Source organism: Photobacterium sanguinicancri, assembly GCF_024346675.1.
GTDB classification, from domain to species: domain Bacteria; phylum Pseudomonadota; class Gammaproteobacteria; order Enterobacterales; family Vibrionaceae; genus Photobacterium; species Photobacterium sanguinicancri.
Genome location: NZ_AP024850.1, coordinates 3,432,788 through 3,451,544 on the forward strand (window position 1 = coordinate 3,432,788; position 18,757 = coordinate 3,451,544).

An 18,757-nucleotide genomic window follows, 5' to 3' on the forward strand; every position below is an offset into this window, starting at 1 on the left:
AAACACTTAGCAAAACACTCATTGATATGAATATTATCGGCATCATGCTCTTCTACTTAACTATTAATTCAGCATGACCTCTAAACGGCTTACTGGCTGGTTCGATTCTGCAAAGTTACGCGCTTGCTGCAACGCAGGCGAATCGGTCACTGCAGGACCTTGACCAAACAACAAGGCCAGCTGGGTATCTGCCTCTTTGGTTAATATCATCATCTCGATCCGACGGTTTTTACCGCTTTTCGGATCATTTTCATTAACCAACATTCGCTCAGCCATCGCAGCCACCTGCAAGACATTGCCTTGTGGTAAACCAGAACTAACTAAGGTTTGGCGTGCTTTTAATGCCCGCTCACCAGACAGTTCCCAGTTAGAGTATGTATCACGATGGAATCGAGTTACATCGGTATGGCCACTGATCACCATCCGATTTTTAATCTGGCCTAATATTGGCGCTAAGCTATATAACATATCTTCGAAGAAAGGTGTCATATTTGAGCTTCCCCGCTCAAACATAAAATGCTTGGTACTATCTTGGATCAAAATACGTAGCCCCTGCGGGACAATTTCCAGCACCACATTTTCAGAGGCAGACAGAGCATCAGTCACCGATTTCAGCTCATTCGCCAACATCATCAGCTGCGCCGTTGATAAGTGCTTACCCGCAATCATCGAATTCAGCTTTGAACCACGGCCTGCATTAGCACCGACTTTCCCTTCTGGGATCTGCTGGTGTAATGAAGAGTCTAATTTATTATTGCCGCTTAAATTCGACTGAACTGGGTTTTCAAATGGTGATGCCTCACCGCCAAAGTCAATCGGGAACGGGCTGTTAGCGACGTCAAACACGTTCTCCATATTGTCGAAGACACTGCTATGTTGCAGTCGGTATTGAATTTCTTCACGCTCTTCTTTGGATGCAATTTCCATGATCCACAGCACCATAAAAAACGCCATCATCGCGATTGCGAAATCGGCAAACGCGACTTTCCACGCTCCACCGTGGTGTTCATCGTGATGACCGCGTTTTTTCTTTTTGACGATGATGATATGAGGTTCTTTGCTCACGTTATCAGTCTCCAGAAACCCATTTTTCCATCGTAATAAACGATGGTTTATATTCAGAATGCAGCACTTTGCGTCCAGCATCTAACGCCAGCAGTGTTGGTTTTCCTTGCGCTTGGGTGACCAAAATTGCAGAAACCATATTTAACGCCATCATCTCTTTTTTCACTTGGTTAGCAATGCTGGCTGCAATCGGTTCAAATACGCCATAGCACATTAAAATACCGAAGAAAGTACCCACTAACGCCGCAGCCACTTTGACACCAATCAAGGCCAAGGCCCCACCAATGCTCTGCATGGTCACAACAATACCCAATACTGCTGCGACAATACCGAAACCAGGCATGGCTTCACCTACCTTGCCCAAAGCTTTAGATGGACGAAGTAAGTCTTCTTCTAGCGCATGTAACTCCAGTTCCAATACCGCTTCTAAATCATGATGGCTCATTTTACCCATTGCCATCATTCGCAAGTTATCGGTAATAAAACTCACTAGAACATTTGATTTAGTCACCTCAGGGTACTTACTGAAAATATCGCTACCTTGTGGATTTTCAATATGGTCATCGAGCTTTTTAATGCCATCTTTACGAATAACTTCCAGTAATTCGTACATCAACTCTAATACGGATTTAAAGAAAGATTCGCCGTAGCCTTTCCCAAACATCATCTTTAAACGGGTTAGGATATTTTTAAGCACGTATGGCGGGTTAGAAATCACCATCGCGCCAAAACCGGCCCCCAGAATAATGACAAATTCTGCCGGTTGCCAAAGTGCCAGCATTCGCCCCGAGGCATGGGTATAGCCATAAACAATGGACCCGAAGACAATGACAAAACCAATGATAAGTTGCATGCTATAACTCCGTTAAACTACTTCTCGCCAATCCGCTAACGTCGCCTGTAACGTCTTCAAGGCTTTCTTGTGAATTTGGCTAATACGCGCCTCTGTTAATTCAAAAACCAGCGCGATTTCTCTTAAATTCATTTCATGCTCGTAGTAAAAATTCAGCATGATTTGTTCACGTTCACTCAGTCGGGATAACGCCTTGACCATGGCATTTTTTAGCTCGGCCTTTTCATGTGCTTGGCACTGAAAGCTCAACCCAAAAAATTGTTCACCATCTTCTTGTAAAGACTCAAAGCTACCTAAACTTTCTGCTTGAACATCCACTCGACGGCGATAAACTTCACTTAACTCAACATCAAGTTCCGTCGCTAATTCAGCATCACTCGGCGATCGTCCTAAGCGACGACTCAACGCTCGCTCAGCATCACGCAGTTCATAGCCACGTTGACGATAACGACGAGAACGCCAATCCATTCGTCGTAGCTCATCCAAAATTGCACCGCGAATGCGCTGTACCGCAAGACGTTCTAACGCTTCATCGCTTTCATCAGGATAACGGCGGATCACATCCAATAACGCCATCAAGCCGATCTGCTCCATATCTTCCATTGAGATAACGGCATTCACTTGTGGTGTCATATGGCGAGCAACCCGGCGTACCAGTCCGGCATACTTGGTTAATAAGCGTTGTTCTTGCGCTTTTTGACCAAGCTGCTGATGCTGTTGATACGCGTTAACCCCTTGAGGGTCATACATAGCTGCATTCTGCATGGGCGCTCCTATTGGATGACCATTTTGGTGATCAGGATTCGGTCGATGCCATTACTTGAATTCATTTCATTCATCACCTTGCCGAGATAATCTTTTAATTCAGATTGCAGAACAGGGATAACACCTTGTGCCGAGAGTGATTCATAATCTTTACCACTCACCAAGGTGATCACCGCATTGCGGATCACCGGCATGTAATCTTCCAGCACTTTCAGCTGATCTTCGTTGTAGCTCATGATCGACAGCTCTAGCATTAAATAATGCAAACGGTCGTCACCTTTCACGCTCATCACGAATTTTTTTAACGGTAAAAATACCGGTTTTTTCACCAACGCTGTGGCAGGTAGTGCTTGCACAGCCGCATTTTCAACAGCCACGGCTTTTTGCTGTTGGACATACCACCAGCCTCCGCCTCCTGCTAACGCGAGTGTTATCACTCCAGCTGCGATTATTAGCGGCAATTTTGATTTTGGTTTTACTTCTTCTGTCATTATTTTGCTAACACCACAATTTAAATCATTGATTCAAAACGACTTGAAGACCGTTTTAAACCGTCTAATGCGCCACCTTGTAGAACAGTGCGGCTATTCGATGCCACCACATCATCTTGCCCGTCGAACGACGAGTGTGATTGTTGGCCTTGTTGTTGATTACCACTAGAAACAGACACGTCACCCAGCTGCAATTGCCCGCCTTCGAAGTCAAACCGCAAGCGTTCGGCATTGGCTAGCAAAGCTTCACGTAATTGGGGGTGAGCCGCGGTGAAATGCACCGACACTTTGTCACCTTCCATCCGTAGATTAATGTCTAGCTTGCCCAATTCAGGCGGGTCTAAGCGAACATGGGCTTGTTGTAAATGATCGGTCTTACTGAACTGCATTCGCGATCGCAGTTGATCAACCAGATCCTTACCCCAATCAGGCTGTGTAATATCCACACTGGCTTGAAATTGTTGCGGTGCCATTTTTGTTGCTTGCTCTGCCGCTGTATTGTGTAGTTGTGTCGCTGGCGATAGTGATGCTTGTAAATTTTGACCATGCGTTTGCGTTGCCGCAATTAGACGCTCTAATGCGGCACTGTTAAGGTCCGCCTTCGGCATATCCGATAATTGCTGGCGGAGCGCTTGCAGTAATTCCGCCTGCGCCGCAGCACCGCCTTTTTTGGCTGCAACAATGTCAGCAAGATCTTGCGGCAGTTGCCCCTGCATTTTCAGATCTGCTTGCTGAGCCGCATTCGCGTCCATCACTTGCGCACCTTTAAAAGGCATCGCATTCATGGTTGTTAGCGACCCCACTTGTACTTGACGTTGCGGTAACCCAGCCGATGTTAATTGCTCACCGTCATGGCCTGCCGTATTACCATTTAGCATCTGCTTTAACTGCGCTAAATACGCATCCGACACCACAAAGCCCGCAGCTGGTTGTGCAGCTTCATCTGCTTTTAGTTCGTTATCGTTGTCATTTTTTTCTTTCGCCTTTGCATCAGCCTTTTTCATCGCATTCTGGCGAAGTTCGCTTTGGTTCAGTTTCTGCTCAAATTGTTGAAAGCCCATTGGTTTATCCAATGGCGAATTCCCTTTAACAATAGGGTTGGCATTGGATGCGCTAGCGCTTGAGGCAGAACTTGAAGCTGAACTTGATACAGAGCTTTGACGTGTCGACTGATTGGCTATGGATTGCATTAAATGATTCTCAACGATTCTGCAGGTAGGCCTGCATCCCTTCGGTATTGGTTTGCTGTTGCTGTATTTGCGCACGGATCTCGCTTTTTTCCGATTCTCCGCGTGCAATCATCAGACTATAAAATTGATTAATTTCAGCTAACTTCGCTTTTACTTCAGAAGCCAGTGGCGCTTGTTTTAATTTAGGTAAGGCTTGCTGCAACTTAGTATCCAAGGCTGCTAACTTATCCCAATCTTCCGCCACTAACGCTTGCTTAAAGTGCTGGAGAATACTCTCTAGTTGCCGCTCAATCTTCATTCGCTACCTGAATACGATCAGGTTTTAGCACCACCCAGCCATCCAAGATGTCACGAATTAAACGACTGACTTCATCAATCGCCGCCATATCGTTTTGTAAATTCGCTTCAAATAAGCGACGGCCGCAGTAGTCATATAAGCGGAATAGCTCTTGGGTAACCTCGCCCCCTTTTTGCTCATCCAACACTGAACTTAGGCCGTTTAAAATGTCGAGGCATTTAGTGATCATCATGCCTTTATCAGCCACTTGGCCGCGTTCCATAAAGCCACGAGCGCGGCTTAAATTATCAAGCAAACCTTCCAACAGCATTTGGATCAAACGGTGTGGGCTAGCTGATGCCGCTTGGGCATGGTTTTGCGATTGCTGGTAGGCACCAAGGCCTTCTGGGTTCATCATTATTTGAATTCTTTTCGTTATTAGCTAAGCATGCCAATCAACATGCTTTGGGTTTGGTTCATATTGGCAATTTGGCTATCCATACGTGCGTAGTAATCACGTAAGGTGATCGTCTTGGCTTTCATGCGTTCATCAAGCTGTTCACGATCTTTTTGCAAAGTTTTGTTGTTGTATTCCAGCTGATCGGTACGCTGATCGTAGATACCACCATTTTTGTGGTAGTCATCTAACACCACCAGCATCTTATCCATCATGCCGGGCTGGGTGTCGGTACCTATGAACAAGTTAGCCACTTGCTCAAAGTCATCTTCGATGGCTTTATCGAGCTTGGTGTTGTCGATTTCCAACACGCCTTTTTGGCTAGTGGTAATACCCAACTGGGACAAAGTGCTAAACGTTGATGCGCCGTATTCATCCGAAATCACACCGCGTAAACGGCTAACCATACTTCGCACTGACGCGTTACCCGACAGCGCTGCCGCGCCATCTTCGCTCGACTTGGTGTAGGTATTAACGGTTTCGATAATCTTGTTGTATTCATCAACAAAAGTCTTAATGGTGTCTTTAACGCCACTCTGATCCGCTTCTACCTTGACGTTGACGGCACCCACGGCTTTTAAATTCAGGGTCATGCCATCAATGACATTTTCCATTTTGTTGCTGGCCGATGTCAGTGTCATCGAGCCAAACATCACCTCGGCATCTTGTGCGGCTTGAAGATTAACGACGGTAGAATCAACGCTTGGTGACGGCGTAAAACCAGATACATCTATTGAGTTAATGCTGTTTGCATTACCGGTATCTTTCGCATTCAATACCAGACTGACATTGTCACCACTGCGCACCAATGTCGCTTTAGCGAAATCATTTTTAGGGTCGTTATTAATCGCCTGTTGGATTTCTTCGAATTTAACGCCATCGTTTTGTAAGCGTGTTTTTTCTGTCGTAATTGCGTCTAAACGACTTTGATAGCTGTCGTGACGATCTTTGTCGTAATTGGCATGAGCAGGATCGGTCAGTGCCTTTTCCGCTTCCGCTTTTTCAGCTGGAACGGTTAAGTCATAGCCGTGTTTTTTGGCCACTGATTCAAGTTGGCTGTCGGTTAGCTCTTGCGTTTTGGTGTCTTGTGCGGCGATTAAATCCGCTTGCAGCTTGGCAATATCAACCGTCACTTCTTTGCCGACTTCACCAAATTTAATCACCCCTTGGGTGAAGGTTTCATCAGCACCGGCTTTAAGTAACTGATCACGCTGCGCTGTTGCTAACTGCTTCACATCAAAAGCATATTCACCCGCAACCGCATTGGCATCCACTGCCACACTTAAGAAGTCTTCATTGCTCAAAATAGCTTTTAGTTTTTCTAGTTCTCGCTTTGAGCCAAGATCTTCTACTGTGTCACGAAAGCCGTTAATGGTGTTCTGAATTTCTTTCAGCGCTTCCATTTCAGCTTTGTTCATACCCTCTTGACGGTTCAGCTGATTGTCTTTTGGGGCACGTTCGGCAGCAATGATGGCGCTAATCATTGATTCATAATCAATACCGGAACCAATACCTGTCATTATCATGCTGTGCTATCTCCATTCAAAAGGGGAATGTGGTAGGAAGCGCCCTATACCTACGCGTATAAAGCAAAGTTCATACCAACTTTAAGTTGTTGATTTTGTTGTTTTGGGTGAGTTTCAGGCTTGTGATAAAAATAAAGCGGAAGTAAAACTTCCGCTTTATACATTCAACGTTGGTTAACGCCCATTGGAGTGGGTGACGATTAACGTAGTAGTTGAGAAACCATGCTTGGCATTTGGTTTGCCTGAGAAAGCACTGTGATACCTGCTTGCATCATAGTGTTTTGCTTAGTCATGTTTGCAGATTCTGCAGCGATGTCAGCATCCATGATGCGGCCTTTCGCAACAGACATGTTCTCAGAGATGTTGCCAAGGTTGTTGATAGTTGATTGGAAACGGTTTTGAGTCGCACCAAGGTCAGCACGTACAGCGCCAACGTTCTCGATCATTGCATCAATTTCTTTAATTGCAGTTTCAGAACCAGCGATGTCTTTTACATTACCAAGTTTAGACGTATCTAGTGCTGCGCTATCTACTTGAACGTTGATAACATTTGGATCTTTAAATGCAGTAGTGTCAACTTTTGCACCAGTCATTGCCGTTTGAAGAGCAGACATGTCGAAATTACCGTCAGCATCAGCAGTTGGTAGTTTCACACCGCCATTTGTACCTGCATCTTCTGTTAGGCCTTTCGCCGCAGTAGCTAACGCTTCTAGTTTAGTTGCTGCATCTTTACCGCCAGTTGCAAGCGTGATTTTAACATTTGTACCAGGAGTCGCACCATCTTCTACTGCAGCATCAATTCCCATATCTTTTAGGAATTTTTCTGCATCAGCCTTGCCACCAAGCGCTGTGATATCTGCAGATTTAGTGCCATCAGTAAGAGCTTTAAGCGCTGTTAACTTAGTTTCAACAGCTGTAACATCTGTGTTTTTTTGTGCAGAATCAGATTTAACGCCAAGCTTAGCTAGCGTGTCGTTAATTGCTTGTGTTGAATTTGATTTGCTTAATTTAGACGCATCTACTGTTTTAACATCTGCACCCACTTGGAAATCAACACCCGTGTTAAGCTTTTCAAACAAACTCTCACCTTTACCGTAAGTAGTTGTCTCTTGGATACGGCTAAGTTCTTTACCCATCGCTTGGAATTCTTTGTCTAGTGCTGCACGGTCAGAATCTGAGTTAGTACCGTTTTTAGATTGCACAGACAGGTCACGCATGCGTTGTAGGATGTTAGTGTACTCTTGCAGTGCACCTTCAGCCGTTTGTGACATAGAGATGCCATCGTTCGCGTTGCGTTGCGCTACTTTAAGACCGTTAACTTGAGAGTCCATACGGTTTGCGATTTGTAGGCCAGCAGCATCGTCTGATGCACTGTTAATGCGAAGACCAGTAGATAGGCGTTGTAGTGAAGAATTAAGTGAACCTTGAGTGCTAGTAAGGTTACGCTGTGCATTCATTGATGCAAAGTTAGTGTTGATGGTCATTGCCATGAGAGCAGTCCTCTATGTAATAGTGTTCCACAGTGCCGCCTTACGGCAATGGGCTCGGTTGTTACTTTTTCAGAGCGACCCACTTTTTACGCTTCTTAAGTATTTTTTTGACTTTATTTCGTGGTGTGACCTTGCTGCGAGGAAATGCGTATATTTAACCAAAAAAGCTATTCACTCATGTGCTTATAGATAAATAGCAGGCACAAAAAAAGCGGGGAAGACCCGCTTTTACTGGCTTTGCAGCTTAATTTCACGATGAAACACTTTTCACGATTAAACACTCAGCGCCAAGGTGCATTGCTTAAATTGTTTTACTACTTAAGGTTCTAGCAAAGCCACCACGTTATGACGGGTAGCATTAGCTTGGGCCAATAATGTCGGTACCGCATTTTCTATTAGCTGAAGCGATACTTCTTGCGGCGCATCCATCCAAGTGGCTTCAATGTCACCTTGCTGGTTCACAATGCCAGACTTCAAACTGTTGGTGCGGACAATTCGCTCTAAATCCGCGCCGACTTGCTGCTGAGCGCGATCAATTTGGCTCAGTGCCTGCTGCACTTTTTGTAGCATTCGCTCGATGTCAGCCAGTGCTTGGCGAGACTGTTGCGGTTTACCGAATTCTAACGCTTCCGGCTCGCTCGCTTGCTTATCGTGTGATTCAAGGCGTGCTTTAATCGGATTACCCGATGGCAGAATTTGACCACCGCCCGACACCCACACCCCTTTACGAATATTGACCCATTCGGCTTTATCGACCGTGAAAGCCATGTCACCAAACTTATCAACACCGACCTGAATGCCTCGCGGTGCTAAAGCGCGATCTAATTTATTGGCAATTTCATGGCTGTTTTCATCGGATTCAATTAAAGCGCGAACAGAAGAAGGTGAACCAGATTCAAACTGAAAACGGACAATTTCATCTTGGCTACGCAAGGTGTTTAAACGCAGGCCTTTAATGCCAAATTGCTCGGTTTGCTGTTCGCCTTCTAGCCGTGGCGTTAAATCGTGGTGCAGTACAGGCGCACCTTGGTATTTCGCTTCACGGGTTAATTTAACTAACTTACCTTTTAACTGGTGCAGCGATTGCTGAAGTTGGTCACGCTTGCCTTCTTGGCTGCTCAGTGAACGGCGCGCCACTTGACGCAGCTGGTTTAACAGTTCGCTGGCATCACGTAAGGCTTTTTGAGCGGTTTGCGCTTGAGCCGCTTGGTTATGCGCTAACGTGGTTTGGGTAAGCAGACTACGCGGTTTACCCGTTAGCCCTGATTGTTGCTGCTCTTGGCGAGATTTTTTCTCAGATACACGACTGACCGCAGCGACGGGTTGTTGCTGAGCAATGCGTTCAGGTTGGGTACTGTCACCACTACGAAGGGTATTGGGACTCGAAGAAATTTGATTAACCAAGGCGGCCTCTTTTACTCATAAGACTGCATCTAGTAACAGAAAACGTCTAATAAAAGAAAACGCCTCGTAATAAAAAGCGTCTAGCTATAAAAAACGTTTGCCACTAGATGCAATAAATATCAAACCAAGATGAGCAAATATGGGTATTTACTCAGGTTGGTATTACATCAATTTAAACAGCGATAAATTCTGTACTTTGCTGTACGTCATTTGGGTCGCTTGCAGCGCAGCCATCTGAGTATTGAGCTCTAAAATCGCTTGGCTGTAGTCTAAATCTTTCACATCGCCGATCAGTTTATCATTGATGAGCTTATTATCATCATGCGAACCCGAAATCATGGTCAATGAGTTTTGCTGACCACCGACATCGGTTAATGCACCATTGATAGACGATAAGGTACTTTTGATGTCAGTTTGCGCTTGCGTCACACTGCTAGTGAGGTTGCTACCATCAATAGCGGGGTTACGTAGATCATTAATCACGCTATCTAGAGTATTGAAAATATTATCGCTACCGTTAGAGAACATCACATCCGCGGTTTGGTTAGCCGGGATCGACATCGATTCCGCAACCTGTACTTCACGTTGGTCACTGTTGCCTTGGTAAACATATTCCCCTGTTGCTGGGTCTTTGACTATGGGTTGGGTATCGGTTTTAGTACCCGCGAAAATGTAATCACCGTTAGGGTTTTTACTGTTCGCGATATCCGTTAGCTGCCCCAAAATACCATCCAGTTCAGTGGCGATCGCTTCACGTCCTTCCATGGTGCTATTACTGGCACTCAGTATACCTGTCACCAACTCTTGCGCTCGTAATACCGCAGTATTAGAAGCATCAAGGTGCGATTCTGTCTGGCCCAACTGGGTTGTCAGGTTCGAGATATTCTTTTTAAATTGGCTAATGTCAGCCTGCTCACGATCCAACATCATCAGTTGCACCGCACCCAGCGGATCATCCGAGGGTTTCAGCATTCGCTCGCCAGAGTTTAGCTGAATAAAGCTTTTATTCACCCCAGTTGTCGAGCTCTGCATGCTCGTCAACATGATGTTATTCATTTGCGATGTGCTTATCCGCATAATTCAATCCTGCTTGGGTATTATTAATTAGCGGAACATCGACAAAGTGACATCAAACAGCTGTTGAGCCGTTGAAATCACTTGCGCATTCGCTTGGTACATTTGGGTATACGTCATGATACTGGCCGCTTCCTCATCGAGGTTGACGCCACTTTTACTATCACGTTCACCTTGCGCTTGATCGACTAACGCTGCTGATGCTTTGGTATCCGCTTCAAGCTGCGCAGTACGAATCGCCCAGTCACCGGTTAAACCTGTGTAGTTGCTGTAAATCGACTTGCCATTAAGCTTATCAATCGCCAGTTCATAGTTTTTTAACGCCTCAGGCGACAGCTTGCTTTTGTCTACATCGACAGGGGCATTTTTAAGTTCAATTAAGCCCTTAAGGTTGTCACTGTTACCCGGTTCATCAGCGGCTGATGAAAACGCTAATTGCTTAGGGTCATCCACCAATAAGGTTAATTTAGCCGCCGCGCCTTCTACGCTATCCACGCCACCAAATACCGCCTTACCAGCCTCGCCATTGAGGTCGAAACCTTGCTGATGCTTTTCGTTAAATTCGGTCGCAAAGCTGTAGGCCATCACATCTAACTCACGGCGTAAGCCTGTCAGTTCGTTGTCACGGTAATCCACTAAACCACCAATGGTGCCGCCTAAGTTGTCATCCAATGCCAGATTGGTATCGCCACGCTTAAGGACTAACTCACCATTGTGATCTTGGCTCAATTGGCTTGCTGTGGTACCGCTGACCAGTGTTTGGCCTTTCGCCATAGTAACGGTCACTGTGCCGTCATCATGGTAGGTCGGGTTCACGTCCATCATTGACGATAACTGACGGATCGCTTCATCTCGGGCATCGAGTAGGCTACTGGCCGCTTCGCTGTTACCACCGACATCGCGAATACTGCTGTTAAGGCTCGCAATGCTAGCCATTAGGGTATTGGCATCGGTGATCGACGCATCCAGCTGGCCATTAACTTGTCGTTCTTGGCTATCAAGCTGGGTGCTTAAATTATTAAAACGCTGCACCATCGACTTGCTTTCACTGACAATCGTCTGGCGATAAGCAATGTCTTGTGGTTTAGCCGACGCTTCATTTAACCCTGCATAGAAGCGGTCTAAACCCGTGCTGATAGAGGTGCTTTTATTGTTAAGCACAGTTTCCGTTTTTTGCATGTACTGTGAGCTAATCGAATTGTAGCCCCACGAGCCACGCTGACGATAAATCTGCTGATTAAGGTAGTTATCCGCCATGCGTTCAACATTGCTGACGCCAACACCTGCACCACTATTATTCGCACCAGTGACAGAACCAAAACCCACGCGCTGACGGCTGTAACCTGGGGTCATCACGTTAGATACGTTGTGGGCTGTCACAGAAAGGCCGGCGTTCGCAGCATTCATGCCGGACAAGCCGATATTAATCAAACTCATAGCTCTTCGTTATCCATCTGGATTTTTAAATGCTGCGACAGTGGGGTCGTATTTCCCCACCAATGTGGCAACTTCACGTTGTTACCGGATTGCAATGTGGTGTCATTGACCGGGCTAAAGCGCCCCGCTAATGATTCAATCGGTGTCTGTTGATTAACAGCGACCGCCTGTGGCTGTGGCTTAAATGCTTCATGCTGACCAAGTTGTTTAATCAACATGTCAGAAATGCCCATGCTCTGCTGCTGACTCATTTCAACCGCAATTTGGCTATCGTACATTTCACGGTAAAACTTCTGTTGCTTGCTGTTAAACGGGGAGTCTTCGCCATCATTCATCGACTCAGATGCTTTACGCATATGGCGTAGCACGGTTTGCAAAAAGACCGCTTCAAACTGATTCGCCGCTTGCTCCAGTGCTTGTGTCTTGTCCGGATTTGCGGTGATTTTATTTAGTTCACTCATGTCGTTATACAAAGCTGAGTGTTGCTCGTTATCAATCGCTTTCATTACAGAATTACCAACTCACCATCCAGTGCACCAGATTCATCTAACGCAATCAAAATCGACATCAGATCATTCGGTGAAGCACCTAAACTATTCACGGCATCAACAATGCTTTGCAGTGATGTACCTTGATTGCCTTCTGGCCAAATAAAGACTTTGCCGCGCTCTTGATCAATCGACACATCTGACGATGGTGTAACTGTCGTTTTACCGTTGCTGAATGCGTTTGGCTGGCTCACATTGAAGTTTTCAACCACGCTCACGGTTAGGTTGCCATGGCTAACTGCAGCTGTGTGTACCCGTACATCTTTACCCACCACGATAGTACCGGTACGAGCATTAAAGACCACACGATCCAGTTTCTTCTGCTGTTCAACCTCTAGGTTTTCAAGCATGGCTAAGAAGGTAACGCGTTGGCTGGCTTTATGCGGTGCTCGCACGCGAATACGGGCATGGCTTTCCGCCATTGCCACTTCTGGACCAAACACGCGATTAATTTCTTTTTCGATGTTACGGGCCGTATTAAACCCTGGGACTTTTAAATTCAGCACAACATCCGTCGAGGTTAAAAACGACGACGGAATTTCACGCTCGATGATCCCGCCATTCGGAATAAGACCCGCTGTTGGAATATTGATGGTTATGCCCGTGCCGCTATTACCTTGTGCATTCACACCACCAACCACTAAGTTGCCTTGGGCCATTGCATAGATTTGACCATCCACACCTTTTAACGGCGTCAGTAACAATGTGCCGCCACGTAAGCTTTTAGCATCACCAATTGATGATACGGTAATGTCTAATGACTGGCCTTTGCCTGCTAATGCGGGAATGGAAGCATTCACTGCAACCGCCGCGACATTTTTCAGTTTAGGGTCAACATTTGCTGGCAACTGCACGCCAAACTGGCTCAGCATGTTCTTCACCGATTGCGAGGTAAACTTGGTTTGGTTTTTATCACCCGTACCACTTAACCCCACAACCAAGCCGTAACCCACCAGCTGGTTTTCTCGAATGCCTTGAATATCGACCAAACTAAGCAGTGGTCGAGCCGACGCTAGCAATGGGCACAGCACTAAACCTGCCGCTAAAAGTATGTGTTTGAATGTCATTAGATTGGGAACCATGAACTGTTAAAGAATCGAGAAAGCCAGCCCGCTTCATTCGCATCAGCCAATGTGCCTCGACCAGAATAGGTAATCCGCGCATCACCCAGACGTTGAGATGAAATGCGGTTAGAGCCATCGATATCATCTACTCGCGCTAAACCAGACAAGCGAATGTATTCGTCACCTTGATTAAGCTTGAGCCACTTTTCACCACGTACACGTAACACGCCATTTGGCATCACTTCTGATACCAATACGGTAATGCTGCCGCTTAACGAGTTTTGCTGTGAGCTTGATGACGCCCCTTTAAAGTCACGATCACCTTTTAGTGAAAACTCGCCTTTCGGGTAAGTTGCACCTGCAATGGTTGGGACGCTGATGCCGGTATTACTTTCTTTACCAAATGAAGTACCCGCTTTTTTACTTGAGCGCGTTTGCTCATCCAACACCACGGTTAAAATATCGCCGGTACGAAACGCACGGCGATCTTGAAATAACGCCATGCCGTAGCTGGCATTGAACAAACTGCCATCTTTGTCTGGCGTAAATGTTGGATAGTTGGTGTATGGCACCTCTTCCGGTGGCTGACGGTCAACTACACTTGAGACAGGGGCACACCCTGTCATCACCAATGCAGCCAAAAGAAAAATAATGCGCATCATCGCCTTACCCTTACATTGATTGGCTAACAAACTTCAACATTTGGTCTGCACTTGAGACCACTTTGGCGTTCATTTCGTAAGCTCGTTGAGTGGTGATCATGTTCACCATTTCTTCAACCACACTCACGTTAGAGCCTTCTAGCGTAAACTGGCTAATCGCACCAATGCCGTCTTCACCGCCGACGCCTTCAATTGGAGCACCAGATGCACCGCTCTCACGGAATAAGTTACCGCCCATCGCTTCAAGGCCCGATGGGTTAGTGAAGTTAGCTAAAGTGATTTGACCGATTTCTTGCTGTTCAGGCTCGCCTTGCACTTTGATCGACACCATGCCATCAGTACCAACACTCATGCCTGTCGCGTTTTCTGGGATCTCAATGTTTGGGATCATAGGTAGACCAGCGGCGTTAACCAGTGCGCCTTCCGAGTTACGGTGAAACTGACCGTTACGGGTATATGCCGTGGTACCGTCGCTCAATTCAACTTGGAAGAAACCTGCGCCCATGATCGCCATGTCTGTGGCTTCTTGGGTATTTTGGTAGCTACCGGTTTTCATCAGCTTTTGAGTGCCAACCGTGCGTACACCATTACCCAACTGCAAACCACCTGGCGCTTCATTTTGCTGATCAACCATTGAACCTGGTTGCTTTTTCATTTGATAAAACAAATCTTCAAATACCGCGCGGTCTTGTTTAAAACCAACGGTATTTACGTTTGCGAGGTTATTGGAAATAACCTGCATTTGGGTATCTTGCGCTGCAAGACCTGTTTTACTCACCCAAAGTGCTGGATGCATTGTCACTACTCCTGAATATATGCAGCGCCTTATCGGGCAAGACGCTGGAGAGATAAAAACCGAAACAAAAAACGATAGCTTAGCTAGGGTTCCTTAACTGCCACGCACTAAGCGATTACCCGCCGTGGCCAGTTGTTCTGCGGTTTTCATCATTTTGACTTGAAGTTCGAAATTACGAGCAAGGGATATGTTATTCACTAACGCATCAATGGCATTTACGTTGCTGCTTTCAAGGTAACCAGAAGCAACGGTCACGGTATCATCCGCCTCAGCTTGACCACCGCCGCCAACAACACGGAATAAACCATCTTCGCTTTTACGCAGTTGATTGTTTTCAGGCTTAACCAGCTTGAGTTGACCCACTTCTTGGATCAAACCGCCACCCTGCGGCACAATTGAAATAGTGCCATCTGAACCAATACTTAGCTGCTCATACTCAGGGATAGAGATCGCGCCACCGGTGCCCATAACAGGCCGTTCACCCAACATTAGTTGGCCACCCGGACTTAACGTGAAGTTACCCGCACGGGTATAAGCTTCGTCATTTTCACCCGCTTCTACCGCAAAGAAACCTTCGCCACGAACCGAGACATCTAACGGGTTGTCAGTGTGTTGCAACGTGCCTGCTGAAAAATCAGAACCACCCGCACGCGCAGCGACTAAGGCGCGTGTGTCGTAGCCTTGGCCCTTCACTTTAATGCTGTCAGCCTGTTCGATATCGGTACGAAAACCCGTGGTATTCACGTTAGCGAGGTTATTCGCGTGTACCTGCTGCGCCATCATCACGCGGCTAGCGCCTGACATTGCAGTGAACAATAATTTATCCATGCCGAACCTCGACTTATAAGTTCTGGAATAGGATTTGAGTCATCTCTTGCGATACTTTGATGGTCTTCGCATTCGCTTGGTAGTTACTTTGTGCTGACATTAACGACACCATTTCATTGGTTAGGTTAACGTTAGAGTTCTCGTACATACCGGTACGAAGTGCGCCCATTTGACCAGTACCCGGCGTACCAAGTAGCGGAGCACCAGAAGCAAAACTTTGGGTCCAGCGTGTGCCACCTGCTTGTTGCAAGCCTTCTTGGTTAGGGAAGCGAGCCATCAACACTTGGCCTTGCGCCTTGGTTTGGCCATTTGAATAACGCGCGTACACAGTACCGTCACCTTCAAAATACCAACCCGCAATTTGACCCGGTGCGTGACCGTCTGGTGCATTTTTATTAATCGAGAATTCGCTACCGTACTGGGTAGTATCAGTCAGCGTCATACCAACAGATTGAGCCGCAGCGCCATTGCTGAACACAAGATCAACTGGCAGGGTGTCGATTTTCATCGTTGGCGGCGTGGTTGAATTGTCCATCGCTGGTGCGCCATTGACTGTGGCTAGTTTACCGTCGCTATCAAAACCCATGGTATTGGTTTGGCCTTTCAGCACATCACCATCTAGCGCGTAATGCACTTTCCACTCATTACTGCTGGTTTTTACATAGTACTGGGTAACTTGGTGCTCACTACCTAATGAGTCATACACCGTAGAAGTCACGCTAGAGGTAAACGTTGATGGGTCTTCTGGATCGAATTTGTCATCCGCTGAATTAGTCACGATGGCCGCGTTGGCATCAAGGTTAAGACCTTGCTGTACTTTAGTGGTGGTTTTCGCCGCCATGTCACCGGTATCAACGCGCAAATCAGTCACTGTACCCGTTTGGATTTGACCTGACTCTGTCACGCCATAACCTTGTAAACGGTGACCATCACCCGACACCATGTAACCCTCGGTATCTAGGTTGAATACACCATTACGGGTAAACATTTGTTGGCCATTGTTTTGCACCATGAAGAAGCCTTCACCATTAATTGCCAAGTCACTATTACGACCTGTACTGGTGGTACCGCCAGAGGTAAAGCTTTGACGTACTTGTGCGACTTCAACACCGTTCATTTCACCGCCGCCAAACTGGGGTGCATACACATCTTGGAATTCAGTACGTGATGATTTAAAACCCACGGTACCGACGTTCGCAATATTGTGGCTAATTGAGTTCATCTGCTCGGATGTTGCTCGCAAGCCACTTAGGCCAACACTGATTGACATAAAAGAATCCTATCTACATTAATTTTTATTATTTACGCCGTAATTTCACGCATATCGAACATCGACATTTTGCCAACGCCCGCAAGACTTAATAACACCGCACCGCCATCGGCAGGGATGTTGACCGATTCAACCTCAGCCGCAATCATGATGTTTTGTTCCCATGCTTGCTCACCGCTTTCAGCAACCACTTTGAATGAGTAACTGCCTTTACCTAGGTCATCGCCATCGATTTCAAATTCAGCCATGCCTTTACCTTGTGCACCCAGCTTAATCTTGTCGACTTCTTTACCTTTATCGTCGTAGACCACCACAGTGGCACTATCAACTGGCTTGTCGAACTGAACGCGGCCATTGATTTTCTGACCTTCGGCCACATCAAGATCGCCTTTCACATCCATTAGCACTTTTTTACCAACTAGGTTGGTGGCCTGTAGCATTTCCAAATTGGTCATGCCGATGTTCATGTTCATCATGCCTTGCTTCACCCCTTCCAAACTGGAAACAGCAGACATCATGCCCAATTGCGTCAAGTACTCGGTACCATCCGTCGGATTAAGTGGGTTCTGGTTTTGCACCTGTGCCACCATCATGGTCAAAAACTCATTGCTGGTTGGCGTCATATCTTTTTGGCCGTTACTGGTCACTTGTGGTTCAGCATTTTGCGTAGCTGCACGGTTGTACTGACCAGCAGTATTAATTTGCGGTAGGCTCATTGGTTATCCCCTTAGCTTGTTTGACCAAGACGAAGAATGCTTTGCTGCATACTGCGTGCTCGACTCATTACATCAACATTGGTTTCAAAACTGCGCGAAGCAGCCATCATGTCAGCCATTTCTTCAACCACATTGACGGTTGAATGGAAGACATACCCTTGTTTGTTTGCTTCAGGGTGATTCGGTTCGTAGCGACGACGCAGTGGTTCATCACTTTCAATAACGTCATCAATACGCACACGAGTGCCAGCATTAGGATCGTTCATATCAACCATGACGGAAGAAAATACTGGGCGCTTAGCGCGGTAGCCGTCACGTTCTGAACCAGACACGACATCGGCATTCGCAATGTTACTGGCGACCGTATTCAAACGAACGCTTTGCGCTGTCATTGCAGAGCCTGCAATGTCATAAATAGATGAAAAAGACATAGAAATTATTGCCCGTTAATGGCCTGCTTCAGACCGCGAATTTTCATATTCAAAAAAGTAAGGCTGGTTTCAAGATCCATTGCGTTACCCGCAAATTTTGCTTGTTCAACGCCCAGTTCAACGGTGTTGCCATCTTGTGCTGGCTGCTGTGGATTGCGATACAGTAATTCATGCGATTGCTGTGTCTGACGACGACCAAGATGCCGAGAACGCGCGTCACTCGCGACCTGGTTCATTGCGTCCTGAAAACTAATATCACGCGCTTTAAAATTTGGCGTATCCGTATTGGCTAAGTTACTTGCCAGTACCTTTGCGCGTTGTGTTCGGAACTGCAATGTATTAGGGTGTACCCCTAACGCATCTTCGAAGTTGATTGCCATCTCACCCACCACCTATAAATTGAATATCAACTA

At 46.4% G+C, this 18,757-nt stretch carries 21 protein-coding genes; all 21 read right to left on the reverse strand.

The features are described from left to right. Nucleotides 1-63 precede the first annotated feature (63 nt). The gene (locus OCU87_RS15755; protein ID WP_062690202.1) at nt 64-1,065 is read right to left on the reverse strand and encodes a flagellar motor protein MotB; all 1,002 of its coding nucleotides are present in this window, start codon (nt 1,063-1,065) and stop codon (nt 64-66) included. Nucleotides 1,066-1,069: 4 nt separating this feature from the next. Then, nucleotides 1,070-1,918 carry a flagellar motor stator protein MotA gene (gene motA / locus OCU87_RS15760; RefSeq protein WP_062690201.1) on the reverse strand — a complete coding sequence of 283 codons (849 nt, stop codon included), beginning with the start codon at nt 1,916-1,918 and terminating at the stop codon, nt 1,070-1,072. A 12-nt stretch (nt 1,919-1,930) separates the two neighbouring features. After that, nucleotides 1,931-2,683, reverse strand: coding sequence for a FliA/WhiG family RNA polymerase sigma factor (locus OCU87_RS15765; protein WP_062690200.1), 753 nt, complete (start codon nt 2,681-2,683; stop codon nt 1,931-1,933). An 8-nt stretch (nt 2,684-2,691) separates the two neighbouring features. Next, nucleotides 2,692-3,174, reverse strand: coding sequence for a flagellar basal body-associated FliL family protein (locus tag OCU87_RS15770; protein ID WP_261857533.1), 483 nt, complete (start codon nt 3,172-3,174; stop codon nt 2,692-2,694). Nucleotides 3,175-3,194: 20 nt separating this feature from the next. Next, a complete protein-coding gene (locus tag OCU87_RS15775) occupies nt 3,195-4,364 on the reverse strand; it encodes a flagellar hook-length control protein FliK (RefSeq protein ID WP_261857534.1) in 1,170 nt (389 codons plus the stop codon). Nucleotides 4,365-4,374: 10 nt separating this feature from the next. Next, a complete protein-coding gene (locus tag OCU87_RS15780; protein ID WP_062690197.1) occupies nt 4,375-4,662 on the reverse strand; it encodes a hypothetical protein in 288 nt (95 codons plus the stop codon). Next, nucleotides 4,652-5,059: a flagellar export chaperone FliS gene (fliS, locus tag OCU87_RS15785; RefSeq protein ID WP_062690196.1), complete on the reverse strand. Its 408-nt coding sequence runs from the start codon at nt 5,057-5,059 to the stop codon at nt 4,652-4,654. Before fliS ends, OCU87_RS15780 begins: the two co-directional genes overlap by 11 nt. Nucleotides 5,060-5,079: 20 nt before the next feature. Next, nucleotides 5,080-6,624, reverse strand: a complete 1,545-nt coding sequence (gene fliD / locus OCU87_RS15790; RefSeq protein WP_062690195.1) for a flagellar filament capping protein FliD — start codon at nt 6,622-6,624, stop codon at nt 5,080-5,082. 200 nt (nt 6,625-6,824) lie between these two features. Further along, nucleotides 6,825-8,114 carry a flagellin N-terminal helical domain-containing protein gene (locus OCU87_RS15795; RefSeq protein ID WP_062690194.1) on the reverse strand — a complete coding sequence of 430 codons (1,290 nt, stop codon included), beginning with the start codon at nt 8,112-8,114 and terminating at the stop codon, nt 6,825-6,827. Nucleotides 8,115-8,432: 318 nt separating this feature from the next. Beyond that, complete coding sequence (locus OCU87_RS15800; RefSeq protein WP_062690193.1) at nt 8,433-9,518, reverse strand: hypothetical protein; 1,086 nt, start codon at nt 9,516-9,518, stop codon at nt 8,433-8,435. 162 nt (nt 9,519-9,680) lie between these two features. Further along, nucleotides 9,681-10,595, reverse strand: a complete 915-nt coding sequence (flgL, locus tag OCU87_RS15805; protein ID WP_261857535.1) for a flagellar hook-associated protein FlgL — start codon at nt 10,593-10,595, stop codon at nt 9,681-9,683. Nucleotides 10,596-10,622: 27 nt separating this feature from the next. Beyond that, nucleotides 10,623-12,029 (reverse strand): flagellar hook-associated protein FlgK, encoded by a 1,407-nt coding sequence (flgK, locus tag OCU87_RS15810; protein WP_062690190.1) that lies wholly within the window; start codon nt 12,027-12,029, stop codon nt 10,623-10,625. Continuing rightward, complete coding sequence (locus OCU87_RS15815; RefSeq protein ID WP_062690189.1) at nt 12,026-12,535, reverse strand: rod-binding protein; 510 nt, start codon at nt 12,533-12,535, stop codon at nt 12,026-12,028. The genes flgK and OCU87_RS15815 overlap by 4 nt, the downstream gene beginning before the upstream one ends. Further along, nucleotides 12,535-13,659: a flagellar basal body P-ring protein FlgI gene (locus OCU87_RS15820; RefSeq protein WP_083540896.1), complete on the reverse strand. Its 1,125-nt coding sequence runs from the start codon at nt 13,657-13,659 to the stop codon at nt 12,535-12,537. Before OCU87_RS15820 ends, OCU87_RS15815 begins: the two co-directional genes overlap by 1 nt. Further along, nucleotides 13,644-14,303, reverse strand: coding sequence for a flagellar basal body L-ring protein FlgH (gene flgH / locus OCU87_RS15825; protein WP_062690185.1), 660 nt, complete (start codon nt 14,301-14,303; stop codon nt 13,644-13,646). The genes OCU87_RS15820 and flgH overlap by 16 nt, the downstream gene beginning before the upstream one ends. 10 nt (nt 14,304-14,313) lie before the next feature. Then, nucleotides 14,314-15,099 carry a flagellar basal-body rod protein FlgG gene (gene flgG / locus OCU87_RS15830; protein ID WP_062690184.1) on the reverse strand — a complete coding sequence of 262 codons (786 nt, stop codon included), beginning with the start codon at nt 15,097-15,099 and terminating at the stop codon, nt 14,314-14,316. 93 nt (nt 15,100-15,192) lie between these two features. Next, nucleotides 15,193-15,927: a flagellar basal body rod protein FlgF gene (locus OCU87_RS15835; protein ID WP_062690182.1), complete on the reverse strand. Its 735-nt coding sequence runs from the start codon at nt 15,925-15,927 to the stop codon at nt 15,193-15,195. Between the two features lie 13 nt (nt 15,928-15,940). Then, nucleotides 15,941-17,197, reverse strand: a complete 1,257-nt coding sequence (gene flgE, locus OCU87_RS15840; protein WP_062690180.1) for a flagellar hook protein FlgE — start codon at nt 17,195-17,197, stop codon at nt 15,941-15,943. 32 nt (nt 17,198-17,229) lie between these two features. Beyond that, the gene (locus OCU87_RS15845; RefSeq protein WP_062690179.1) at nt 17,230-17,913 is read right to left on the reverse strand and encodes a flagellar hook assembly protein FlgD; all 684 of its coding nucleotides are present in this window, start codon (nt 17,911-17,913) and stop codon (nt 17,230-17,232) included. 11 nt (nt 17,914-17,924) lie between these two features. Further along, on the reverse strand, nt 17,925-18,344 hold the full coding sequence (gene flgC, locus OCU87_RS15850) for a flagellar basal body rod protein FlgC (protein ID WP_062690177.1): 420 nt from the start codon (nt 18,342-18,344) through the stop codon (nt 17,925-17,927). A 5-nt stretch (nt 18,345-18,349) separates the two neighbouring features. Further along, nucleotides 18,350-18,724: a flagellar basal body rod protein FlgB gene (gene flgB / locus OCU87_RS15855; RefSeq protein ID WP_062690175.1), complete on the reverse strand. Its 375-nt coding sequence runs from the start codon at nt 18,722-18,724 to the stop codon at nt 18,350-18,352. Nucleotides 18,725-18,757 lie beyond the last annotated feature (33 nt).